This window comes from Desulfosporosinus metallidurans (assembly GCF_001936615.1).
Lineage (GTDB): Bacteria > Bacillota > Desulfitobacteriia > Desulfitobacteriales > Desulfitobacteriaceae > Desulfosporosinus > Desulfosporosinus metallidurans.
Map to the genome: position 1 here is coordinate 1 of NZ_MLBF01000002.1, position 25,375 is coordinate 25,375.

General features: G+C 44.2%; 19 protein-coding genes, 1 tRNA gene and 2 pseudogenes. 4 read left to right on the forward strand and 18 right to left on the reverse strand.

The features are described 5' to 3' along the window. The first annotated feature begins 144 nt into the window (after positions 1-144). The 3 genes and pseudogenes from DSOL_RS01385 to DSOL_RS01395 all read left to right on the forward strand — a co-directional run bounded on the left by DSOL_RS01385 (position 145) and on the right by DSOL_RS01395 (position 4,967). Positions 145-2,304 (forward strand): GGDEF domain-containing protein, encoded by a 2,160-nt coding sequence (locus tag DSOL_RS01385; RefSeq protein WP_075363106.1) that lies wholly within the window; start codon positions 145-147, stop codon positions 2,302-2,304. Between the two features lie 14 nt (positions 2,305-2,318). After that, positions 2,319-4,064: a methyl-accepting chemotaxis protein gene (locus tag DSOL_RS01390; RefSeq protein WP_075363107.1), complete on the forward strand. Its 1,746-nt coding sequence runs from the start codon at positions 2,319-2,321 to the stop codon at positions 4,062-4,064. A gap of 134 nt (positions 4,065-4,198) precedes the next feature. Continuing rightward, a pseudogene (locus tag DSOL_RS01395) lies at positions 4,199-4,967 on the forward strand (phosphatase). Positions 4,968-5,039: 72 nt separating this feature from the next. Here the strand turns inward: DSOL_RS01395 and DSOL_RS01400 are convergent. From DSOL_RS01400 to DSOL_RS01435, 9 genes and pseudogenes are all read right to left on the reverse strand, one after another. Next, positions 5,040-6,875 carry an acyl-CoA dehydrogenase family protein gene (locus tag DSOL_RS01400; RefSeq protein ID WP_075363108.1) on the reverse strand — a complete coding sequence of 612 codons (1,836 nt, stop codon included), beginning with the start codon at positions 6,873-6,875 and terminating at the stop codon, positions 5,040-5,042. A gap of 118 nt (positions 6,876-6,993) precedes the next feature. Continuing rightward, entirely contained in the window at positions 6,994-8,223 is a 1,230-nt protein-coding gene (locus tag DSOL_RS01405; RefSeq protein ID WP_075363109.1) for a thiolase family protein, read from the reverse strand. Between the two features lie 57 nt (positions 8,224-8,280). Then, the gene (locus DSOL_RS01410) at positions 8,281-9,624 is read right to left on the reverse strand and encodes an acetyl-CoA hydrolase/transferase family protein (protein WP_075363110.1); all 1,344 of its coding nucleotides are present in this window, start codon (positions 9,622-9,624) and stop codon (positions 8,281-8,283) included. A 39-nt stretch (positions 9,625-9,663) separates the two neighbouring features. Continuing rightward, complete coding sequence (locus DSOL_RS29405) at positions 9,664-9,762, reverse strand: acyl-CoA dehydrogenase family protein (protein WP_345788354.1); 99 nt, start codon at positions 9,760-9,762, stop codon at positions 9,664-9,666. An 18-nt stretch (positions 9,763-9,780) separates the two neighbouring features. Continuing rightward, a pseudogene (locus DSOL_RS01415) lies at positions 9,781-10,134 on the reverse strand (3-hydroxyacyl-CoA dehydrogenase family protein); the annotation flags it as partial. A 416-nt stretch (positions 10,135-10,550) separates the two neighbouring features. Further along, entirely contained in the window at positions 10,551-12,365 is a 1,815-nt protein-coding gene (locus DSOL_RS01420) for a sigma 54-interacting transcriptional regulator (protein WP_235838664.1), read from the reverse strand. Between the two features lie 298 nt (positions 12,366-12,663). Continuing rightward, positions 12,664-12,739: transfer RNA gene (locus tag DSOL_RS01425), tRNA-Lys, on the reverse strand. A gap of 73 nt (positions 12,740-12,812) precedes the next feature. Then, positions 12,813-14,216: a dipeptidase PepV gene (gene pepV, locus DSOL_RS01430; protein ID WP_075363111.1), complete on the reverse strand. Its 1,404-nt coding sequence runs from the start codon at positions 14,214-14,216 to the stop codon at positions 12,813-12,815. Positions 14,217-14,299: 83 nt separating this feature from the next. Next, positions 14,300-16,318 carry a penicillin-binding protein gene (locus tag DSOL_RS01435; protein ID WP_075363112.1) on the reverse strand — a complete coding sequence of 673 codons (2,019 nt, stop codon included), beginning with the start codon at positions 16,316-16,318 and terminating at the stop codon, positions 14,300-14,302. A gap of 157 nt (positions 16,319-16,475) precedes the next feature. Here DSOL_RS01435 and DSOL_RS27790 point away from each other — a divergent pair, with 157 nt between their 5' ends. Further along, complete coding sequence (locus tag DSOL_RS27790) at positions 16,476-16,643, forward strand: hypothetical protein (protein ID WP_170871415.1); 168 nt, start codon at positions 16,476-16,478, stop codon at positions 16,641-16,643. 175 nt (positions 16,644-16,818) lie between these two features. Here DSOL_RS27790 and DSOL_RS01440 read toward each other — a convergent pair whose 3' ends face one another. The 9 genes from DSOL_RS01440 to trxB all read right to left on the reverse strand — a co-directional run bounded on the left by DSOL_RS01440 (position 16,819) and on the right by trxB (position 25,189). Continuing rightward, positions 16,819-17,772: a rhomboid family intramembrane serine protease gene (locus DSOL_RS01440; protein WP_083642271.1), complete on the reverse strand. Its 954-nt coding sequence runs from the start codon at positions 17,770-17,772 to the stop codon at positions 16,819-16,821. Between the two features lie 16 nt (positions 17,773-17,788). After that, positions 17,789-18,559, reverse strand: a complete 771-nt coding sequence (gene larC, locus DSOL_RS01445) for a nickel pincer cofactor biosynthesis protein LarC (RefSeq protein ID WP_075363113.1) — start codon at positions 18,557-18,559, stop codon at positions 17,789-17,791. A 13-nt stretch (positions 18,560-18,572) separates the two neighbouring features. Then, positions 18,573-19,334 (reverse strand): nickel pincer cofactor biosynthesis protein LarB, encoded by a 762-nt coding sequence (gene larB, locus DSOL_RS01450; protein WP_075363114.1) that lies wholly within the window; start codon positions 19,332-19,334, stop codon positions 18,573-18,575. A gap of 2 nt (positions 19,335-19,336) precedes the next feature. Beyond that, the gene (larE, locus tag DSOL_RS01455) at positions 19,337-20,161 is read right to left on the reverse strand and encodes an ATP-dependent sacrificial sulfur transferase LarE (RefSeq protein ID WP_075363115.1); all 825 of its coding nucleotides are present in this window, start codon (positions 20,159-20,161) and stop codon (positions 19,337-19,339) included. A gap of 194 nt (positions 20,162-20,355) precedes the next feature. Then, positions 20,356-20,637, reverse strand: coding sequence for a ferredoxin family protein (locus DSOL_RS01460; protein ID WP_075363116.1), 282 nt, complete (start codon positions 20,635-20,637; stop codon positions 20,356-20,358). After that, positions 20,634-21,926, reverse strand: a complete 1,293-nt coding sequence (locus DSOL_RS01465; protein ID WP_075363117.1) for an FAD-dependent oxidoreductase — start codon at positions 21,924-21,926, stop codon at positions 20,634-20,636. Before DSOL_RS01465 ends, DSOL_RS01460 begins: the two co-directional genes overlap by 4 nt. A 12-nt stretch (positions 21,927-21,938) precedes the next feature. Continuing rightward, a complete protein-coding gene (locus DSOL_RS01470) occupies positions 21,939-23,270 on the reverse strand; it encodes an electron transfer flavoprotein subunit alpha (RefSeq protein WP_075363118.1) in 1,332 nt (443 codons plus the stop codon). Further along, complete coding sequence (locus DSOL_RS01475) at positions 23,270-24,103, reverse strand: electron transfer flavoprotein subunit beta/FixA family protein (protein WP_075363119.1); 834 nt, start codon at positions 24,101-24,103, stop codon at positions 23,270-23,272. The genes DSOL_RS01470 and DSOL_RS01475 overlap by 1 nt, the downstream gene beginning before the upstream one ends. Before the next feature lie 174 nt (positions 24,104-24,277). Next, positions 24,278-25,189: a thioredoxin-disulfide reductase gene (gene trxB, locus DSOL_RS01480; RefSeq protein WP_075363120.1), complete on the reverse strand. Its 912-nt coding sequence runs from the start codon at positions 25,187-25,189 to the stop codon at positions 24,278-24,280. Positions 25,190-25,375 lie beyond the last annotated feature (186 nt).

The window sequence follows — 25,375 nt, forward strand, 5'->3', positions numbered from 1 at the left end:
AGTTATAGGTTAAATTTAACAACAACTTTACATTCAGTTCATTAGATCTTTACAAAGAACAATTATTATATTGTAAGGATGTACTTACTGATAAATATGCTCGAAATTATATACCACGTTTTGGTTAGGAGAAGGAGCATTCGAATGTTTATGACGATTGATATGAGCCAACAAAAGCTATACCGTCTACTTAGGGATGAAAAAACAATCTGGGTATTGTATCTTGACATCGTTAAATTTCATGAAGTGGAATTTCGTTACGGCTACATAATCTGCCGCCAAATTCTGGAAGAAATTGAAAATGAACTTAATCTTACTCTTAGAAAAGAACGCAATCTCTTCCTCTACTCTCAATCGGAGAGCAGGGGGGGGGATGACTTCGTTGTTTATTTTGTCCCTGGAAAAAATATGCACTGGGAAATGAAGGAAATCATTGAGCAATGGGTTCTTCCTTTCGAAGAACGGTTTAATCGTAGAATTAGAAAACTAGTTAACGAGAAAATAAGCTTGCGTTCTGGACTTGCCCGGTGTATCAACGAAGTCGGCCGTAGTCCCGATTATTTAATCTACGCGGCTGTGAAAGAGGCTTTCCTCCTCAACAAGTCCGAACCAGATCCCCATTTTTTTGCTCGTCGCGATGAGATTTCCCACCTAATCGAAGAACCCGACACCTACTTGAAAGCCGCTTTTCAACCAATCATTGAAACCCGAAGCGGAGAGGTGTTTGGTTTTGAAGCGTTGGCCCGTATACCTGGCTCCACATGTTTTAACAATATTGCTGACCTCTTCCCATTTGCCGAAAAGATAGGGCAGCTCTATCCAATTGAAACACTTTGCCGGCGTCAAGCTATTACTTCCTACCCTGCTATTGCCCAAAACAGAGAAATGCTCTTCCTAAACATTAACCCCCAGGTCCTAATTGACCCCGAGTTTGCCTCGGGCCATACTAGAAAACTGCTTAGTGAAAAGGGGTTAGCCCCAAAGGATGTCGTTCTAGAAATTACCGAGCGGAGTGCCATAGAGGATTTCTCCACGTTCCGGGATGCTTTAGATCATTATCGCAATCAGGGTTACCTAATTGCTTTAGACGACGTTGGGGCCGGCTACTCCTCTTTACAATCCGTCGCGGAGCTACATCCAGACTTTCTTAAAGTAGACCGGTCTTTGATTCAGGGAGTGAATGCTGATCCGATCAAATGGGCCTTGCTGGAGACCTTCGTCACCTTTTCTAAGCGTATAGGGTGCCGTATCATTGCAGAAGGGGTGGAGACGGCTGAGGAAATGCGCACAGTGGTCCAATTGGGGGTGGATTACGTACAGGGATTCTTAGTTGCAAGACCCACCTTTGAACGAAAGAGCATTAATCCCGCCGTTATGCAAATCCTAGATCGGGTACATCGGCTTAAATCGATAGATCAAAACCCTATTCTTTCCATGGTGGAGCCCTTACCCTTGTTTGATAGCAACGCCCTTGTCAATTCCGTTGAAACTTACTTCCGTGAGCACCCACACCAATGGCTGGTGGGGATAACCGAAGACTCCCGTTTAGTCGGTGTATTGCAGCGCGACAGACTTTTTGCCGCCCTGGGTACCCGCTATGGTGTATCCCTTTTTTCAGAACGAACTGTTCCCATTTTAATGGACACAAATCCCCTAATTGTGGAAGACACCACTCCGTTAGAAGTGGTGTCTAGTTTAGCTATGCAACGCTCGGATACCCAGCTGTATGACGGCATTATTGTGGCTAACCTACGAAAGCCGATCGGCATGGTTTCAGTGGAAAATCTAATAAAAGCCATATCCGAGAGGCAGATCCAGCTTGCCCAAGGAGCTAACCCGCTGACCGGGTTGCCAGGCAACCTACGCATTGATCAGGAGATCAGACAACACTTAGAACGAGGTTTAACCTTTGGCCTTATATATGTTGACCTTAACAAATTTAAATATTATAACGACTTATACGGTTTTCAACAAGGAGACTTAGCCATCAAGATGTTAGGCGAGGTTTTACTGAATGCATCCTATATAACCGCTGAGAAAACCTTTATTGGACACATCGGTGGCGACGATTTTATCGCAATCTCTTCACCCTCGGACCTAGAAAAATTAGCCGTTAACATCCTCGCCCAATTCGAACAATCTTGCGAGCAGTTAGCCGGTACAGAAAACCTTAGCGTAGCCCTAGCCGGCCTCATTATAAACACTACTGACCAAAGTTGGACACCCTTACTTGTCTCTGAACGAGCTGCCCAAATCAAGAAAGAAGTTAAGGCAATGGGAGGCAACTCTTTTTTATTACGATAAGAGGAGTGATATAAATGAAATGGAAATGGAAAGATTGGAAATGGAATTGGTTTTACAACTGGAATACGTTCTACAAAATTAACGCTTTGGTCCTTGTCCTGGTAGTCTTCATGCTCGGTTTAAGTTTCATGGGTTATTACTATTATCGACAAGCCAAAGTAGCCATGAACGATGTCTATTCAAGTTCTTTGATTTCTGTAAAACTAATCAATGAGGCCAATGCCAATGTTCGAATGATCCGTAGTGTCAATATAGAGCTTCTCTCGGCACCTCTAGACACTTCCAAGAAACAAAACCTACTCATTCAGACCACAGTACTAAACGGCTTTATCAAGGAATCCTTGGATAACTATACCCCTCTTGCCAAAGAACCCTTTGAAGTAGCAAAACTAGCGCAAGTGAGAGACGCACTGCAAAAATACAGCGACGAATGGCAGAAAGTTGTTTCTCTAATGGATAGTGGGGACAAAGAAGAGGCCTATCTCTACTTCTTCAATAACGCTACCAAAGATTTAGATGAAATAAACACCCTACTTCCTGAACTCGTAGACTTTAGCACTCAGAAAGCGAAAAGTACCATTGTACGCGAAAATCTTAATTTCGTCCGGGCAGAGAAATTTCTATTCGGCTTCCCGCTTGTTGCCGCAATTCTAGCAGTTATCATTGGGGCACTGGTGGCCCGAGCCATCGCCAAACCTCTACAAATAATGCTAGCAAATGTACAAGGGCTTGCCTCCGGAAATCTTAGGGTGACCAAGATAAAAACTACCTCCAAGGACGAAGCTGGACAACTAGCACAGGCTTTTAATCTGATGACGGATAGCCTGTCGGACCTAGTCAAAGAAGTCTCAGTGTCTTCGGCGGACGTAGCTGCTTCTGCTCACCAGCTCTTAAATATTACGGAACAAAGTTCGAGTGCCTCCGGCCAAATTGGAGGGGCTATCGCCGAAGTGGCAAGTGGAACGGAAAAACAAGCTAGTGCAGTCAACGAGACCGTAGCAGCTATAGAACAAATAAACGCTAACATTCAAATGATAGCCGAGGCGGGCCAGCGCGTCACCGCCTTCACCACAAAAACGACTATAACTACTGAAAATGGGCAAAAGGCTCTCACCCAGGCAGTTGAACAAATGGCCAACATCAGCCAGGGTACTCAAGTTGTTAAAGGGGCAATCAATTCGCTGGCTGATGGCTCTGAACAAATAGCAGATATTGCGCACTTAATATCTGGTATCAACGAACAAACAAATCTTCTAGCCTTAAACGCCGCTATTGAAGCTGCCCGAGCTGGCGAGCAGGGACGTGGCTTCTCAGTAGTGGCTGAAGAGGTTCGTAAGTTGGCCGAAAAGGCCAAAGTTGCGACTGGACAAATCACTTCTTTGGTGGTAGTAAACAGGGATAACATCAATCATGCTATCGCTGCAATGGATGCAGAAGAAGTTCACGTTAACAATGGAATTAAAGTAGTGAACACCGCAGGTCTTGGCCTAAATGAAATATTGAATATGGTTAATGAAGTTTCCGAACAAGTAGGTGGGATCGCCTCTTCCATACAGCAAATGGCGGGCGGAAGCCAACAAATTGTCTCAGGGATTCAGCACATCGGTGCTGTCAGCCAGGTTACAGCTGACCAGGCAAATACCGTTTCCGCGGCCATTGACAAATTCACAGCTTCTATCGATCAGATTAACGTGTCTTGTCAGAGTCTGACAGACTTGGCCAAGGACTTACAAACTGGGGTTAGCACTTTTAGGATCTAACGATAAACTAAAGAGTTAATCTACAATTTTAACCTTAACTTTAATTCGCGATAATTTCTCGTTAACACTTACACTATATAATGAATTAAACAAGTAACTATTCATGAGAACAAAAAAAGTAATGAGGTGTTAAAATGGAACTGTTGGTTGATTTGCATACCCATACCATTGCAAGTGGACATGCTTACAGTACTATTACAGAAAATACTCTAGCAGCTTCACGCAGAGGACTTTAAATTATTGGGAATGACGGACCACGGCCCAAGTATGCCAGGTGCTCCTCACCTTTTTCATTTTGACAACTTGTCAATTCTTCCGGATGAGCTATCTGGGGTTAAAATTTTACCTGGAGTTGAAGCCAATATCACGAACCATGAAGGCGAATTAGATATGCCTTTGAAATATTTAGCGTATTTGAAGCTTATCCTCGTCGGGCTACATCCGATCTGCTATCCGGGTGGGACATGCGAACAGAACACTCAAGCTTATATTAAGGCGATGGAAAATCCCTACACAGATATGATGGTTCATCCTGGACGACCGGATTTTGAGATGGATCTTGAAAAAATTGCACACGCTTCTGCCCTTTTGAATATCCCTGTCGAGGTTAATAATAGTTCACTTTCGACGATTAGAGAAAAGGGTGGAGCTCGGGAAAATTGCCGTTCTATTGCCCGTTACATGGCAAAGTATAAAGGTCCCGTAATTTTAGGAAGTGATGCTCACTTTTGGGACCGGGTCGGTGAGTTTAGCGAAGCTGTAGAGTTGGTTCGGGAGGTCGGGATTTCTCAACAGCAGATCCTTAACACTTCGCCTGAGCGAGTCTTGGATTATTTAACTTCACGCCGTAAACACCGCACTGAATTTGAGGAAACACAGGGACAGGTACACCGTTTCGCCTGAGGAAACACAGGGACAGGTACACCGTTTCGCCTAAAAAGGCAAAACAACGTACCTGTCCCCTTGTTCTCTATTCTAGTATTCGAAAACATCAACTGGAACATCAATAGCTGAGGTATCACCATCTATTACTATCTCCGCAACTGCCCATACATTGGGAACTACATTGCGCACGTAGTATTTGGCGGCGGCTACTTTACCAGTGTAGAACTTATAATCAAAGTGGTTTGGTCCCACTTCTTTGGCTTTCTTATCAGCCAATATAGCCTGATCAAGAATCTGGCGGCCACAGAATAGCTGGGCAGTAGCAGTTAAGACACGGTGGGAATAGAGTGGAATCATGCTCATATTGGTCTTGGAATATCCAGCCAGAGCCTTGAGCATATCTTTGTAAGCATCAAGAGCCTTGCCCAAGTTAGCAAATTCCTTGCCTAAGATTTCATTGCTCTTGTTAGCTTCATAAAAATCTACCATTTCCTGCACCCAAGCGCCGAATACTGAACCGCCCTTCATGTTCATCTTGCGGCCAACCAGATCCATGGACTGGATAAAGTTTGTTCCTTCCCAGATGGAGTAGATCTTCATGTCGCGCGCGATTTGGGATACGGGATACTCTTCGCAGTAGCCGTAGCCGCCATAAGCTTGAATAGCTTCACCAATGAGCCACCAGCCTTCATCAGAAGGATAGGCCTTGCAAAGCGGGGTGGCTATTTCAATCAGGTCGTTGGCAGCTTTTCTTACTGCCGGATCGGGATCGCGATGCCTCTGGTCAAAAGCCAGATAAACCCTGTACATCATGGCTCGAATGGCTTCAATGTGAGCTTTGCCCATCATCAGTGTACGCTTAGTATTTTCATGGTTAATTATGGCTACCCGACCGGCCTTGGGATTGGTCATCAGGCGTCCCTGAACTCTTTCTTTGGCATTATCGCGGGCATTAGCAAAGGCGTTGATAATACAGGACAGAGCCATATGGCCGGTTTCCATGCGGGCCATGTTCATCATTTGGAACATCTGAGCCATTCCCTCGCCCTTGCCTTCGTTTTTAAGAGGGTCAATACCCAGCAACCAACCGCGACAATTACCGTTTTCCCCGGCAGCCAAAGAGGCAGTGACCGAACCATGTTGGCCCAGCTTATGTTCTATCCCAGTGTTCTCGAAATCGTTGTCTTCAAAGCTACCATCTTCGTTGACCCATAACTTGGGAACTACGAACAGAGAGATACCGCCAGTGCCCGGCTTGGCACCTTCAACACGAGCCAGGTAGAGGTTGATGATATTTTCGGTAAAATCATTATTCCCGCCCGTTATAAATATCTTATTGCCCTTGATCTTAAAAATCCTCGGATCGTCGGTCGGATAAGCCTTAGAAAGAATATCACCTACATCAGACCCTGCGCCGGGTTCGGTAAGACACATAGTTCCAGACCATGTTCCATTCATCATCTTAGGAAGGAACATGGCTTTTAATTTATCATCGCCAAAGCTTTGAATTAAACCGGCAGCTCCACTGGTCAGCAGAATATATGGCATAAAGGTAGGATTAGCGGCACAAATTAGTTCCCAAACGGCGGCATGCAACATATCCGGTAATACCATGGCATCCGGCGAATCATCGATATTGCTGGTACCCCAGCCCTCTTCCTGCAACTTGTGGAAAAGCGGTCCAAAGCTTGGCGGAGTAGTTACCTTGCCGTCAGCAAACGTTGCTGGGTGGGTCTCGTTTTCGTCGTTGGTCGGCTCAATTACTTCCTTGCACATTTTTAGAATGGGCTCCAGGATTGCTTTAACATCATCTTTGGAATAATAGTCAGCAAACTGTGGGTAGTTAAAAACTCCCTCAGTTGGAAGCCATTCTTGAATAATAAATTCAAAATCCCTAATATTATTAACTGCAAAATTAGAAGCCATATTTACATTCCTCCTGTTTTAATAGTTCTTTTAACCTATTTTTTGCTTCATTTTCATAAAGCGGTGATGATGGCCTAAATGAACCATCACCCACAATATAGCTAATAGAATGGAAGCTCTATATATCTCTAGTCCACAGGGAAGCCATAGCTGCTCCGCCACCTACGCAAAGGGAAGCTCCGCCTGTTGTTTTTCCGAGTCTTTCCAACTCATAATAGAGGCTGACAATTATGCGCAGTCCAGTAGCACCAACCGGATGTCCTAAACCAATTCCAGAACCATTGGTGTTAATGTTACCATCCTGCTCAAAGGTACCTATGTTCAAATCGATACCTGCTTCTTCTTTAATCTTTTTGCCAACGCCAATTACTTGGGCTGCAAAGGCTTCGTTGATTTCCCAGTAATCAACGTCTTCATACTTCATTCCTGCCTCTTTCAAACATTTGGGTATAGCAGCTGCGGGGCCTAAGCCCATAACGCGAGCTTCTACCCCTTCATCACAGACATTTATAAGTTTCATCAGAGGTTTAATTCCTAGTTCTTCAGCTTTTTTCTTAGTCATCAAAACTACAGCAGCGGCAGCGTCATTAAGACCAGAAGCGTTGGCAGCAGTTACCACTCCGTCCTTTTTAAATGCGGGTTTCAGTTTGGCCATAGATTCTAGGCTTGCTCCACGAATAGGATGTTCGTCATTTTTGAACACGTATTCTTTCTTTCCCTTTTTGACTGGAACAGGAACAATCTCTCTCTCGAAACGACCTTCATCACTAGCCCTAACTGCCCTCTGATGGCTGAGAAGTGCTAGCGCATCACATTCTTCTCTGGTAATTCCATACTGTTCAGCAATATTTTCAGCAGTTCCGCCCATGTGGGAACCAGCTAGTTGGCATACCAGTCCATCCGCAAGCATGGCGTCCTGAAGTTTGACATCGCCCATTCTTGCGCCCCATCTGGAAGTCGTAGAGATGTATGGGATATTACTCATACTTTCTGTACCGGTTACTAATGCAATATCGTATTTACCCAGTTGCAGTTTCATGGCAGCAATTTCCAAAGCCCTCATTGCTGATGCGCAGTTCTGGTTGACCATGCAGGCACTTGATTTGGGATCCATACCTATTTCCATAGCCACAATACGGGGTGGACAAGAGCCATTACCATGACCTAGGCACATTCCTGCCACGATTTCATCGACCTGTTTCGGGTCAATTCCCGCGCGCTTAATAGCCTCAGCAGCAACAATCTTGGTCAATTCATTGGCCGCTACTGGTTGGAGCGAACCTCCATAAGCACCAATAGGTGTTCTGCATGCGCTAACCATTACAACTTCATTAAGTTCCATTGACATATTTTGAAATTCCCCTTTTTATTTAAATATTACACCCATAAGGGGTGATCAACTGCCTCAAGATATCTTGTTGCTTCGTATCCAAATTTTATTGGCATCTGCTTCTTTGATTAGTTCATCACGTAAATCAGGATGAGCAATATTTATCAAGGCTTCGGCTCTTTGCCACGTACTCTTTGACTTAAGCATAGCTATACCGTATTCAGTGACCACACAATAATTTATACTCCTAGGAACGGTAACTATCGCCCCAGGAGTCAGCATAGGCTTGATTCGTGATTGCATCTTGCCCTCACTATCAATGAAGGTAGATGTAAGACAGATCAGACCCTTACCTCCCTTGGATTTATAGGACCCATAAATAAAGTCTAACTGGCCGCCTGTTCCTGAAATCTGCCTTATTCCTGATGACTCTGACGCGACCTGACCATAGAGATCCACTTCTATAGCGTTGTTAATGCACATCATTTTATCGTTTTGACAAATTATGTCGGGATCGTTGGTATAATCGACCGGGTAACTTGCACAACTTGGATTATTATCCAAGAAATCATAGAGCTTCTTGGTTCCCATGGCAAAGGTATACACCATCTTACCTTTGTCAAGCTGTTTGCGCAGACCTGTAATTCTTCCAGCTTCGTACATATCCACAAATGAATCTACCAGCATTTCGGTATGAACACCCAAGTCTTTTAAGTCTGATTGGGCTATCATTGCGCCAACTGCATTAGGCATAGCGCCGATCCCTAACTGCAGGCAGGCACCATCCTCGATTTGTCCTAGTATAGTTGCAGCGATTGTTTTATCCACATCGGATATAGGTGTTTCGGGAAGCTGAATTAGGGGTCTATTGTCGCCCTGGACAAAATAGTCGATTTCGGATACATGTAAGGTCTCCCTTGAGCCACCCAGACACCTCGGTACGGACTCATTTACTTCGGCAATAACTATTTTAGCAGCATCACAGAAGGCATGAGTAATGGAATTAGATGTTCCCAAGTTTACAAAGCCATTTTGATCGAGAGGAGTAACCTTGATCAAGGCTACGTCAACAGGTACCCAACCCCGGTCATAAAAACTGGGACCTTCGTGATAGGTCAGCGGAATATAGTTGCACATATTCTTATCATGTAGCTTTCTGCTAGCCCCACTAAAGTGCCAGTCATTATAAATAAAATGTTTTCTTTCTGGATCATTTACAACTGTTTGCGGTGGAAAAGGACAGGTCACCGTTCTAATGTTTACCCCTTCTAATTCATCTTTTCTCTTGGCCAAAGCCGCATCCAAAACATGAGAAGTCATCATGAATTCACCATAATGAACAACATCGCCGGATTTAACAACCTTTACCGCTTCATCAGCAGAGACGAATTTGCGCTCGTACTCGCTCTTATAATCCAAGTCAATCCCTCCTTGTTATTTATTTTCTGAAGGTTTTGGCTATATGCTAACGATAACCATTCTTTGCATCTGAGCTACTCCCTCAAATATCTGCATAATCTTGGCATCGCGGAAATATTTTTCGACCGGATAAATGATCCGTCTCGCCGGTTCTGCCTACTTGCTGTAGTCATAGAAACCTTTGCCAGTCTTCTTGCCTAGGTGTCCAGCACGTACTTTTTGTCTGAATGCCAACGAAGGACGGTATTTGGAATCGGCAAATTCTTTTACGAAAAATTCACATACTGCCAAAACAATATCTATTCCAACCAGGTCAGCCAACTCCAAGGGGCCCATAGGCATTCCTGCGCCCAGTTTCATGGCCTTATCGATTTCTGCAGCTGAAGCGATACCTTCATGGAAAACGTTAGCAGCTTCATTCATATAGGGAACCAAGATGCGGTTAACGATGAAGCCAGACAATTCTATGACTGTCTGCACAACATCATCGGTTGTTACAACGCCCGGAATGGTGCCAGCACCCAACACTCCAATTTTCTTGACCTCTAAATTAAATACCTCCTCAAACTCGTCATAGTTCTCCCAACTACTCCTCTCAGCTTCCCTCCTTTTGATCAACTCAATATGCAAGAACAGATCCAACTTTCTGACTTTTATGACTAATTATTCAGAGAAATAAAAAAGACCTGGAAAATCCCAGGGCTAAGCAATCATCTTATATGCGTATATTCACTCGACTTGTGTTGATTTCAGCCGATATTCTGACAGTGCGTATCTTTCTTAGTGGGGATTGAAGCGCATGTTAAGGAATACCACAACCATACCAAAATCATGCCAATGGCAGCACTTTCATGTCTCTTATTTGAGACAATATTCTCCCGAAAAGGACACCTTGTCTCGATCAGGCAACACGACTATCATTCAAATTACAACTCCCGAGACAAAGTCTCACCACCAAGCCCATATTTAGTTAGTTTCCTATACAGAACCGATCTGTGAATTCCCAAGATTTTAGCAGCTTGCACCTTGTTGCCCTTAGCACGCCGCAAAGCGTCGACCAGCAACTCTTTCTCAGCAGAATTTAAACCTTCCTCCAAGCTACTTTGTTCCCCGCTCTGATTCTCATCCACACCCATTTTGGACTGCAATATTCGAGCTGGTAAATGTTCGGGAAAAATAAACGGCTCGTCAACCATGTTCATCGTTCGTTCCAAAACACTCTCCAATTCCCGGACATTGCCTGGCCAAGCATAGCTTTGTAAAATTTTCATAGCTTCGCGAGAAATGCCTTCCACATCCGTCTCCAGTTTCCGGTTTAATTTGGTCACCATGTAATTTGCAAGTAATTCAATGTCACCAGGCCTTTCCCGTAAGCAAGGTAACTCAAGGACCATAACATTTAACCGATAATAAAGGTCGTCCCGAAACGTCCGTTCCTGCACCATGGCGTCTAATTTACGGTTAGTAGCCGTAATAATACGCACATCGATTTTGCAAGGTTGAGTTCCGCCTACCCTTTCAATTTCGCGTTCCTGAATGACACGTAAAAGCTTGGCCTGCATTGTCAGACTCATATCCCCGATCTCGTCCAAAAAGATTGTGCCAAGGTTGGCCAGTTCGAATTTACCTGGTTTCCCGCCTTTGCGCGCCCCGGTGAAGGCCCCTTCAGCATAGCCAAACAACTCAGATTCCAAGAGCTGTTCAGGAATCGCGGCACAATTAACCTTAATGAATGGTCCATGGCGCCGCACGCTATCATTATGAATAGCATGGGCGAACAACTCTTTTCCCGTTCCACTCTCCCCCGTCAACAGAACGGTTGAGGCTGTACGAGCCGCCCGTTGAGCTAAGCTAACGGTTGCTGTAATTTTGAGGCCTTCCCCGATAATATCATCAAAGGTATAGCTGGCACTGTGGATTTTACGTAACTCTTCTTTATAGAACTTCAGGTCATCTTCCAATTGGGTCAGTTTACGCGCGAAGACACGAGCCAAACTCATATCTTTAAAAAGGGTCTTGCCAAGTGCGCCGATTATCTTGCCATCTTTTTTAATCGGTGCCCGGATAATCATGAATTCCCGGTCTCGCACTTTCCAGTGCTCGCCGAATTGAGCCTTGCCCGTACGCACAATGTCTGGAAGCTCAGAATGTGGGGTTAGTTCGAAAATATGTCGTCCCATTGCTTGTTCCCTTGTGAACCCAATGCTCTCTAGATAGAAATTATTAATCATAATGACATGGCCTTTTTCGTCAACGACCACAATGCCTTCATACGGACTTTCTACAACCGTCTCCAAAGTAGCTGTCAGCTTCTTGGTTTCGTTAAGCTCTTGTTCCAACCTCCCCAACTTGCCTGCCAGGTGATCAAGCAGCGACCAAAGCTTTAGTACTCCAATCATCCGCCCCGCCTTGTCGGTAACCGGAACTTCGTTCACTTTCTGTCTGAAGAAGAGGGAGACCGCATCATTAGCCGAACTGCCAGAGACCAGGCACATCGGCACTTGACACTCAAGCTCTCCAACAAGTTTTCGCATAATCTTATGAGATCCGACCTGTAACATAGTTGCCTGATCTAAAACACCTACCAATAACCCTTCTTTGTTTACAACATAAACATATTCTAACGCGTGACCGAATACTTCATAGACCTCATAAATCTGCCAATCCATAGAAACTTTTGGAAAATCAAGTGTGCTCATGCTATCCACCGTATCTAGCCCAGACCTAATGATCTTATCCAAGAAAATATCCACCCCGCATTCCCATTTTCCATTTCATGTATAGTAAGCAGACGTACTTATCCTCTAGTTTTTAGTTGACACTTGACATCTTACATTTGTTACAATATCTATCATTTTCGAGAGATCTGCGACATCATGTTTGAACATATTTCCTCCACTTTGACTCTATATTTCTATTTTTATGATTATAATCCTCTTTTATCTCGCAAAAGATAAGCCAACTAACAACTAGCTCCTTTTATGCAAACGCTGTATAAAAACAAAAAACCCGCAATCACTTGCGGGAGTAATGTTTATTTGGTGCGCCACCCAGGGATCGAACCAGGGACCTGCCGATTAAGAGTCGGATGCTCTACCAGCTGAGCTAGTGGCGCAATAACAACAAGGTTTATTATACTTATAAATCATATAATAGTCAAGAACTTTTTCAGCATGGTTAGCAAGGTACTATCTGTTCTCAGGATCGGCTGCGATATTTAAAATAGCTTGGGCATATACTTTGGTCGTTAAGAGGAGGTTGTCAATCGAGATATATTCATCGGCACAATGAATTACTTCTGGTTCACCAGGAAAAACGGGTCCGAAGGCAACTCCTTGAGGAAGTGCTTTAGCATAAGTTCCCCCACCAATGGCAAAAGCAAAGGGTTCAAGCCCAGTAACATCAGAATACGCTTTAAGCAAAGATACAACTAAGGAACTGTCCTTGGGAACATGATGTGCTTCTTGGTGGGTCAGAATTTTAAGGCTAAATTGCTCGCTCTGGGCTATTTTTTCAATGGGTAAAAAAACATCGTTCAGTTGGTACGTAACAGGATAACGGATATCAATGACGAAACGAACCTCGTTTGAAGTCAACTCTAAAATACCAAGGTTAAGCGAAAGTTTTCCAGAGGGTTCATCTCTTAAAGTGACTCCAAAACCTTCTCCATTAAAGCCTGTACCTGGGTGTTTCAAAATATAGTCGATCATCTGCTGTTCTTCGGAGGTCAGAGGAAGCGTGCGAAGAAATTGTAAAGCATAAAGGATAGCGTTCTTACCATTTTGCGGGAGACTGCCGTGGGCCCCGACTCCTCTAAAGGTCAGCGTAAGTTCATCGTTACCTTTTAGACTGGTGAGTTTGCCGCTAACGCTCTCTGTAAAAGGGAAGTCTTTCAATTGCTTGGCAATGACCTCGCTAGCAATTCCCTTTAAGGTAACTTCACAAACATCTGGAACAACGTTGGCCCGTTCTCCACCCTGAACGCTGACAAGATGCGTAAAAGATCTTGCATGGGATTTGCTTAATTCGAGATGAAGAATTCCTTTTTCCGCATGAATCACTGGAAACTCAGCATCTGGTGCAAATCCAATCTGCGGAATTTCTTCCTTTTTAAGATAATAATCCATATCGGCCCATCCAGATTCTTCATCAGTACCTAAGATCAAGCGCACTCTCATGTTTAAGGGGATATTGGCATCTTTAATGGCCTTCATGGCAAAAAGAGCGGTCAAAGTTGGCCCCTTATCATCTAATGCGCCCCGACCCATAATCTTACCGTCTTTTATAGTCCCACTATAGGGAGGAACAGACCACCCATCCCCTTCTGGAACGACATCAATATGACCTAGAATTCCCAAAAGATCTCCTGTCCCCATTTCAATATGACCAGCATACCCTTCGACATTTTTTACAACAAAGCCAAATTTCTCGCCCAAGGCCAACGTCCACTCCAAAGCCTCTTTAATTCCAGGGCCGAATGGGGCACCAGGGGTAGCATGTTCAACATCTTTGACACTCTTAATCCGAATACATCCTTGGATGGCCGCAATTATATCTTCTTTCATCAAATCAATCTGTCGGTCGAGACGCATTTGTCATTCCTCCGTTATTTTGTGGTTTACAACTTCTAGCTTACCCAGATTGACCACGAAGTTGTATCGTTACTATTCTAAGTTCATGGAGTTAAAGAAGAAAACTTTATTTCGATGGTTGTGCCCTTAGTGACAACTTTTCCCGCTTGGGGTGATTGTTGATTGACTAACCCGCTACCCGTAAAGTTGAAATGAAGCTCTGATTTCGCGAGAGTTTCACCAACCTGGCGCATTGTCATACCCGTTAAATCTGGAATAATGACTTCCCCGCCTACGGGTGAACGCTCAGGGATTACCGGTTTGGGTGAGGGTCTGACTGCAGAATCGCTGGGAGAAATAGTAACAGTGCTTTGTGTATTGTTGGCCACGGGAAGTCCATAATATTGTAAAGCTCCTTCAATAATGGCTTTAGCCGGAGGTCCTCCTAATGTTCCGCCTTGATGACCTTCAGCCGATTTTGGCGTATCTATAGTCACTAAAACTGCAATTTTTGGGTTTTCCGCGGGGGCGTAAGCCGTGAATGAGGCAATGAAATCAGTCGTTGAATATTCTCCGGTCTTCGGGTCTACTTTCTGAGCCGTTCCCGTCTTACCCGCGACGCGAATGCCTGGAATTTGAGCAAGATGTCCTGTTCCGCCTGAAACGACTTGTTCCAGAATGTTGGTCATTTGTGAAGCAGTCTCTTTTGAAATGACCTGGCGAACGGGGGTCGGTTTTTGTTGTTGAACGAGTTGTCCATCAGGAGTCGTAATTTTGTCTACAATATATGGGCGATAAAGTGTACCTCCATTGGCCACAGCTGAGATAGCCGACAATAATTGGATTGGTGTAACTGAATTGGCTTGTCCAAAGGACATCGTTGCAAGATCAATGTCGCGAGCTTTGTCTTGTGGAACGAGCAATCCACTCTCTTCGCCGGAAATATCGATCCCTGTTTTAGAGCCAAAACCAAACGCTTTTAAATAAGTATAGAAGGATTCTTTACCTAACTTCATGCCCACTTGTGCTAGTACGACATTTGAGGATAACTGCATCCCTTGCGTAAACGTCGGGTAACCATGCGGCTTTTGATCAGAGTCCCAGTTTGTAATTAAACGTGGTGGTATCCTAAGATAGCCGGGATCGGGAAACGTATCATTTGGGTGGACAGCCCCTTCTTCCAGCGCTGCTGATCCTGTGACAATCTTAAAGGTTGACCCTGGTTCGTAGGACATGCCAATAGACAGGTTGCGACGGGCTTCAGGTGTTGCTTTAGAATAATCCGTGGGATCAAATGTAGGACGGGATCCCATACCCAAAATACGACCTGTCATCGGATCCATGGCTAGTATCGTTACACTATTTGCTTTAGTTGCATTCTCAATAGTATCAAGTTGTTGTTCAATAAAATATTGAATAGTAGAATCTAAGGTTAAAGTGACGGAGTTTCCGGGGCTTGATGGATCACTATGATGGAGGGCATCCAAAATGGAACGAGCGCTGGTATCCTGTTCTTGGGATTGAAAACCAGGCTTACCAAACAAGACTTTATCATAATAGGACTCGATTCCTTCCACTCCATGACCGTCTTGATTCACAATTCCTAGCGCTGATGCTGCAAATTTCCCCATAGGATAGACACGCTTTTTTTCATCATTAAAACCAACTCCGGGGATTTTCAGGGCCATAATTTCGTCAGCTTTACTGATCTCTACTTGATGGGCTAAGCTAATCCAAGATAAATTTTTATTAAGTTTATTGAGTAAGTCTTGCGTGCTAATCCCTAGGATGTTTCCCAGCTCCTTAGCAACCTCTTCTTTTGTGCTCGCGAATTTTTTGTTGCTAATCAAATCACTCAACGTCTTTGGATCCGCATAAATTTCTCTGACAGGGATGCTTTGGGCTAAGACATTACCTTGGGCATCAAAGATGGTACCTCTTTCCGGGCGAAGGCTTTGATCACTCGTCCTACGCTCAATTCCTTTAGCTTTTAGCTCGGAAGCTTGGACGATTTGAAGTATGACGAGCCTCCCTAACACAAGAAGAACCACTGCAAGCAATAGGAAGTGGACCAACCTATCACGCGAAAAATATCTAACAGTCCGTTTGCTTTTATTTCTCAAAAGCGTCCCCTCTTTTCTCTTTTATATTATAGCATTTAACAGCTTTCTTCCTAGTCCTTATTTAACAAATCTCTGAATCGAATAGGGCGACACTTAGCACCCTTTACCGAAAGGCACCATACACTAACAATAAAAATGAAAGAAGGGAGATCACGATATGAATAGCCCTCAAGAGATTGCCACTCGAATTACCATGGCTTGGCTAAACGCCTTTGCAACAGTAACTAAAGAGTTGGGTCACGTTGATCAACATATTCCAACCCCCCAAGAAGTGAGCGAGTTTTTTACCGAAATACATCGTACAGCGCAACAAACGAATACATAACGTATTCTCTATTTCTCACATTTCACAAATCATAGTCAATAAATTGATCTAAAAGAGCTCACGCTTTCTTAACTAACGATGGCATTTTTATAGCCACCTTGCTAAGAAACCGCAAGCTCTTGATTGTATTTTGTCCCTTCAGTGGGGGAAACTATGCTGCTAAACAAGAGGTATATTATGTAACTTTCGAATTATTTTTTGCTAAAACCATACTGGTTATCGTTCCTGTAAGCAGTCCTCCAAGATGGGCAAAGTTATCAATTCCCGGTTGAAGGAGGCCGAACCCGAAATTTACAAAAATCACAACAATGAGGTTCATTCCTAGGCCAGATTTCCAAAGATAGGGCCGTTTGTAACTAAAATATAACAGCGCACCCAGTAAACCAAAGATTGCACCCGATGCCCCAGCCGAAAGCGCCGTGGTGAATAGAAAGCTGGCAATTGATCCACCGAGAGCGCTCAAAATATAAATAATCAAAAACCGTCGATGTCCAAAACTCTCTTCGGTTAAGGGACCTAAAGCCCATAAAGCATAAAGGTTAAAAACGAGGTGCATGATGCCAATATGAATAAAAGCACTTGTTAAAAAACGCCAAATCTGACCCGCTTGAATTAAGGTGTTGACTTTAGCTCCAAAGGCTATCAGGACACTTTGGTTGGTCGATCCCCCGGCAAGGGTCATTAATAGAAAGACAATAAGGTTAATTCCTAAGAGGGTGTACGTGAGGAATGGGACAAAATGTTTCCCCACTTGGGAATTCGTCTCCAGAAAAACTGCCTCCCCGCTGGAGAGTTGCCTTAACCATTGGGGAATCCTCTGATCGTTGGTTGGCGGAAACGGAAATAGGTTACCTTTTTGTGTATCCCAGTACCAAAGCTGGACATTAGGAAAACGATGTTGCTTCAAGTCCGAGGAATCAATTCCCTTGGGGCAAAAAACCACAGCGTCCCATTGGGAGATATTAGCATAATTACGAATCCACGGCTTAAATTCTTGAGGAAGTTCACTGAAATTGCCGAATAATAGCCCCCGTTGCTGCGAAACGTGCGTTGCGCAAACCCAATTACTTTCTAATGTCACAATCGACCACCCAGATTGAATGAGGTTATTGATAATTTGTTCGAACATAATATCACCTCTGGCGTTAAATCTCCCCTAAAACCCCTCGCAACAGACTTGGTAGGCCATAATCATTTTTTCCCGATCCGTACCCAACATTGAGCAATGTCATCTCCGGAAACGCGGATTGTTGAGCCAAGGCACGAATGAGAGATGCCCCAGTTGGGGTAATAAGTTCGCCCGTGATCCCTGATTCCTGGAATTTAAACCCCCGTAAAAGCAGTAGTGTAGCTGGGGCTGGCAGAGGCAATGTTCCATGGGCACATTGCACAAAGCCGTGTGACCAGGGAAGCGTAGAGACCTTAATCGTGTCAATCTCCAGCTGGTCCAAGGCGATACACGTTCCAACAATATCAACAAGAGAATCAACGGCCCCCACTTCATGAAAATGAACTTGGTCAATCGTCGTACCGTGAACTTGGGCCTCTGCCTCCGCCAAAACATTAAAGACTTGAAGAGCATTTTTCTTAGATCGTTCTGATAAGCTCCCACTCAGTATCATTTTCTGAATATCAGGGAGACGGCGATTATGATGTCCGTGAACGTTGTGATCTTCGTGCTTGTGATGGTTATTTCCATGTTCCACCTTATCCTGTTTCGAAGAAATGACGACATCTATGTCTGTTGCTTGAATTCCCTGGACTTGGCGTGAACGAACATCAAGCACAAACTCCGTCAATCCGATCGAGTGAAGTTGCTCTACAATTAGTTTCGGATCAGCCCCAAGCGCAATCAGGGATCCGAGAGCCATATCACCGCTAATCCCAGCAAACGTATCCCAATATAAAAGTTTCAAGTCAATGTCCTCCCTATTTATCTCTCGTAATACGACGTATGATTGCCGAGGCTAATGAAGCGGCCCCAAAGCCGTTATCAATATTAACAACTCCAATTCCGGAGGCGCAACTATTTAACATACTAAGTAAAGCGGCTAGGCCTTGAAAATGGGCACCATAACCCACACTAGTAGGGACTGCAATAACCGGTTGTTCGACTAATCCTCCGACAACACTGGCTAAGGCACCTTCCATTCCTGCAACAACAATAAGCACCTCAGCACGATCCATAAGCTCTCGCTGACCAAGCAAACGATGTATACCCGCTACCCCGACGTCGAAGAGTGTATCCACTTCGTGTCCCATATAACGTGCCGTCACCCAAGCTTCTTGAGCCACAGGTAAATCAGCCGTTCCAGCCGTCATAATGAGGATCTTTCCGGCAATGCTAGGCTCAGCTAAAGGGCGAAGTAAGAGACAACGCGCCAAGGAATCATACTCGGCATTCGGAAAATAGGGCAAGATCTTGTTGGCATTTTCAAGGTCAAGACGAGTCGCTAATACATTTTCAGCCTTGGCGCCCAAGTGATTCAAAATGGAAATGATATGGTCTGGTTGCTTCCCCTGACAAAAAATTACTTCTGATTGTCCAGTACGAAGTGCCCGGTGATGATCTAAACGAGCAAACCCTAAATCTTCAAAGGGAAGATCTTTTAATTTAGTTAACGCGTCTTCAGGGGAACATGAACCCTTATGAACGGATTCGAGTAGGAACTTTATTGACTCTTCATTCATACTTAAGCCTCCTGCTGGTCAGGGTTTAGGCTTCCTGAACGCAAGCCCATTAAGTCTAGTGTAACAAACCTAAAACCCACTTTAAGCAAATGTGCTGTGATTTCTGGACATTCCTGGATAAATCTTGAGAAGTCATCCCTAGGTATCTCGATACGAGCAATATCACCATGAGCCCTGACACGACATTCTACGTAGCCTTTCTGATGAAGTATGGCTTCGGCATGCGCAATACGTTGAAGGAGTTCTGCTGTGATCGAATCTCCGAAGGGAACCCGTGATGCCAAACAAGCCATGGAAGGTTTGTTCCATGTTGGGAGATTTCGGCGTTGGGATAATAGACGAATCTCTGCTTTTGTGAGACCCACTTCTAATAGGGGACTCAAAATCCCCAATTCTTGAAGAGCTAGCCTCCCAGGGCGATAGTCCTGTGCGTCCGAGGCATTTGTACCATCAATCACTGTGGAATAACCCAATTTTTGGCTAAAACTCAAAAATGTCTCGAATAGTTTCTTTTTGCAAAAGTAACAGCGTTCGGGAGGGTTTTCTCGAAATTCCTTTAGTGCCAAAATATCTAAGTCAATCACATCGACTGGGAATCTATAGTGTTCAACCAGAGCCAGGGCTTCTTCTTCTTCTTGAGAAGAAATCATGGCTCCGCGTGCAAAGACGGCTCTACAATCTTGACCTAAGGTTTCTTGAGCAATGGTCATAAGATAAGTAGAATCGACACCGCCTGAAAAAGCTACTAAGGCTTTTCCGAACGATTGTAAGCGTTTGATGAGTTGGGCCTCTTTTTCATAGACGTTCTCTTTTATTGCTATAACCATTTTTGATAATACCTTTCCTTATCCCTTTTATCTATTCTACCTATAAGATAAATAGCTGTCAAAGAACTTTGCATACTGTGCCGCATTGCTTTCCTGCAAAACCAAAAATCAAAGAGCAGAGGGGGCCTTAAGCCTTCCCCTGCTCTTAGTCTTCACTGAAAAATTTCTTAGGGCTTTAAGTACGTGAAATAGTTTTAACCGTTTTTCCACGAGACCCCAAATCCACCTCTGGGGTAGTTCCAGTTAATGTTGCCAAATGGGCAGCCTATCAGACATGTCCCACACTCAAGACATCCCTCGTACCCAACTGATATGCGTTTTTCTTCTTCATCCCAATCATAAACATGAGCCGGGCATATACGAGTACAAGGCTTGTCTTGACACTGTTTTAAACATACCTCAGGGTCATTGATCTTAATGTGACTTAATTTATCCGTGTTAAATCGTACCAAAAATAGTTTATCATCTAATTTCATAACAGCGCCCTCCATGCTCCATAGACATCTTTAATTAAACCGCCTTTAGAACGGTTTTCGAAGACCATCTTGATGATTTCCTTTTGACGCTGTTTCTTGGGTGTCCCATCGGCAGATAAATACATCTTGGCCGCTTTAGAGAATATTTTAGGATACAATTTTAAAAGGTGCGGATTATTTTCAAAGAACTTACCCATATGGCGATAATGGTGAAGGTCTTTAAGTACAAAGGAATCCCGCAAACGGGTTTCGTATACTGTCATGGCCTGGTCACTCAAATCACCGGTTTTAATAGCTTGAGCTGCGACTTCGCCCGCTATTTTACCTGATATCATGGCAAGGTTCGAACCTTCCCTGTTCAAGGAATTCATAAGCATTGCAGTATCCCCGACGACAAGCACTCCTTGACGGTGAAGTCTCGGTACCTGAGTATATCCCCCTTCAGGTATTAAGTGTGCCAAATATTCCTTAGTTTCTCCACCTTGAAGCAGACGTTTGACATAAGGCTTTGATTTTAAATTTTCAAGGAGATCATTGGGTGTCCAATTATTACGAATCATGGGTTCTAGAATCGCTCCAACTCCGATTGAAATTGAGTCCTTATTGGTATAAATGAAACCTACACCCATTAACCCTGCCGTAGAATCTCCATATAATTCGATCGTGGCCCCTTGACCCTCATCAAGACAGAAACGATCTTCAATTTTTTCTTTGGGTAAAGCAATTATTTCTTTTACGGTCACAGCAACTGAGTCTGGCTTTAATGGTTTAGCAAGTCCAGCTTTAACTGCTAAGAAGTTATTAACACCTTCGGCTAAGATAACAACCTTTGCTCCTAACTCCCCTTCAGCCCGGCCCGTCTGAACCCCTACGACATTTCCATTTTTGTAGAGTAGATCTTCTACTAGAGTTTCCGTAATGATCATAACGCCAGCTTTTTCAGCTTGTTGGGCAAGCCAACGGTCAAACTTAACACGTAAAATTGAATGTGCATTATAGGGGTCGACTGCCCAATCCGGATCCCGATAACCAGCCATAATAGACTCATTACCACTTAACATGGCAATACGTTGTTCAATGATGGGTCGTTCTAAAGGCGCGTCTTTCCAAAACTCCGGTACAACCATGTTCGTAGCTTTTGTATAGAGTATTCCACCCATGACATTCTTGGTTCCTGGATAATCCCCGCGTTCAATTACTACAGTTTTCATGCCTGCTTGGGCAGCACTGATCGCGGCAGACAGGCCAGCAGGACCGCCGCCAACGACGATCACATCAAAGTTTTCCATGTTTGCCCCTCCTTAATTTGCCACGCCGTGCTGAAGGCGTTTTTTAAATTCTGCGGTCATCGCAGGTACTATTTGAAATAGGTCTCCGACAATACCATAATTGGCGACACGTAAGATTGAAGCTTCAGGGTCATTATTAATAGCGATAATGAAGTCTGACGTTTCCATCCCAACTAAATGCTGAATAGCGCCGGAAATTCCGATGGCGATATAGACTTTAGGACGAACCGTTACCCCAGATTGCCCTACTTGTTGATCATGATTTAGCCAACCTGCCTCTACAGCTCCTCGCGACCCTGCGAGAGTGGCCCCTAGTACATCCGCCAATTCTTCTGCAAGCGCAATATTCCTTTTCGCTCCAATACCCAGGCCAACGGCCACGATAATTTCAGCTTTGTCCAAAAAAGCGCTCTTCGCATCGGAAGGGATAAACTCGAGAATTTTCGTACGGAAATCGCTTTCGTTAAAACCGAATTCCTCGTGAATGAGTTCTCCTTGGCGACCTTCGACACGTTCTGGCATTGCCATGACTCTTGGACGGACAGTCGACATTTGAGGACGTCTGGTACGGCAAAGAATCGTTGCCATTATGTTTCCGCCAAAGGCAGGTCGGGTTTGTTGTAAAAGTTTAGTCTCGGGATCGATACCAAGTACCGTGCAGTCAGCAGTCAAACCAGTTTGGACTTTAGTGGCCACAGCCGGAAAAACATCTCTCCCCATCGACGTCGCACCCATCAGAATAATCTCTGGTTGATATTTTTTGACGAGGCCGGTTATTGCTTCAGCATAAGGCTCTGTACGGTAGTCTTTAAGTACGGGGTGATCAATGACATAGATCTTCTCAGCACCATATGCAAAGGCTTCCGGGATCACTGCATCCACCTGATGACCGGTGACTACCCCACAGAGTTCACACCCAATTGCATCAGCAAGTTTACGGCCTTCACCAAGTAATTCCCAGGATACTGGTGCGACCTTTCCATTACTATATTCGATAATAACCCAAACACCGCTCCAAACATCTCCACCTGCGACGGGTGTTACTTGGGAACGTATCGTCTTTTTCTCATTCCCTTGAGCATAGTCCTTTACGGATTCTGGCAGAGGTTCCTTTAAATCAAATTTGGAACCTGCACCTGGATCACGATTTTCGCTACGACTCGCTGGCTTGTCCGGTAAAGAGAGGGTATCGGTCGGACATACTTTGACGCATTTACCACAGTCAATACACTTAGCAGGATCAACAACAACCAGCCCATCAACGAGGTCAAGCGCTTCTACTGGGCATTCCACGACGCACGCGCCACACCCTATACATTTTGATTTATCGATTGCGACCGTCATTAGTGTTTACCTCCCTTCGCTAGGGGATTAACCATAATAATATTTTGTTGGAAGATTTTTTGGACGACTGAGGCTGCAGTTCCTGCAGGGTCTTTCATTCCGTCCATAATTTCTCCTCCAGTACGACTGGGTGGGGCGAAAATCCTTGAGACACTCGTCGGAGACCCCTTAAGACCCATTTGAGTTGCATCAAACGGGAGGGTCTTGGCATCCCACATCTCTGGTTCATACGCGGCAGCTTTCATCATATTCGGTAAGGTTGCGTAACGCAAATCGTTAAGTTCCTTTTCCACAGTAAGTAATGCTGGTAATTGCGACTGAACAACTTGACGTCCACTCTCAGTTTTGCGTTCCACCGTCACGGTCGTATCCGTGAGTTCTTTAACTCTAATCGCATACGTCAATTGCGGGAATCCGAGACGTTGTGCAATGCCGGGACCAGTTTGGGCGGTATCTCCATCAATCGCTTCTTTTCCTGTAAAGACGAGGTCTATCGGTTCAGTTTCATGTATCTTTAGTAGAGCAGATGAGAGAATGTAAGCAGTCGCCAAAGAGTCAGAACCGCCAAAAGCACGGTCACTCAAGAGAATTGCGCGATCCGCTCCAAAAGACATGGCTTTTTTCAGTGCTTCTTTGGCTTGTGGAGGTCCCATGCTTACAATGGTTACCTTCCCCCCAACCTTTTCTTTAAGACGAATTGCTTCCTCCAAGCCATGGGCATCGTAAGGATTAATGATGGAGGGTACACCCTCCCGCATGAGAGTGTTGGTAACCGGATCGATCCGAACTTCGGATGTGTCAGGAACTTGCTTTAGGCAGACCACGAAGTGCACAAAAATTCCCTCCCCTTTATCGAGATTTTTCGATGTTATTTGCAAAATTACGACTCAATAAATAAATATACTTGTATCAGCATAGTATAAAGTTGATAAAATATCAAGTCTTAAACTAGTTTAAAATCTTAATCTGAGTTCAACTTTATACAAAAATGAATCAAATCCCTTATTTTATAATTCAGAAAGATACTTTTCCACTTCAACCGCAGCTAAAGCACCGTCTCCAACTGCCGTTGCTACTTGACGTAGTGGAGTGTTACGGATATCTCCGGCAGCATATACACCTTTAAGATTGGTTTGCAAGTACTGATCGGCAATAATATACCCTCTGTCATCCGTCTCAATTTCCCCCTGGATAAATTGAGCGTTAGGATCTGTGCCAACATAGATAAAAACGCCATCAGCCGCAATTTCTCGTGTTGCACCACTCTGCACCTCTTTAATGCGTACGCCTAAGACATGATCAGAACCGAGAATTTCCTCGACAACTGCATTAAGTTCAAATTTTAGTTTAGGGTTATCCTTAGCTCTGCTGATAGCAATTTGGGAAGCACGGAAACCTTCACGGCGATGGACAATGATAACCTCTTGCGCAAATTTAGTAAGGTATATTCCTTCTTCGATGGCCGCATCTCCCCCACCAACGACGACAACTTTTTTATCTCTAAAGAAGGCACCATCGCATGTTGCACAATAGGACACACCACGACCTTTGAAAACTTCTTCTCCAGGAACGCCCAATAACCGAGGTTTAGAACCAGCGGCAATAATGATGGAACGTGCTTCAAGGACTTGGTTTTGTGTTTGTATCTTCTTAACGTTCTCCATTAGGTCGAGTTTTAGTACTTCTTCAAAAATAAATTCCACCCCAAACGCCAAGGCTTGCTTATGAAAGGAATTCATAAGTTCATATCCGTTAATTCCATCTGGGAATCCGGGATAGTTCTCGATATTTTCCGTTGAAGCCGCTTGCCCTCCTGGCATCGCTAATTCCAATATGACAGTTTTAAGTCCCCCGCGCGCAGCATATATTCCAGCTGTCAGGCCTGCAGGACCTGCACCGATAATAATGACGTCATACATGACTTTCAACTCCTTCAATAATGCAAATTCTATCATACCCCTTTAGGGTATTTCTAGATCAGTATACCATATCTTACCCAGATTTTAAAAGTAATAGGTGCAAATTCTCTGAACTTAATGAAGGGATTTTCATTTACAGGGAAGAATATAGTTAAACTAGTTTAGATTATATAACTTAGTGTTGAA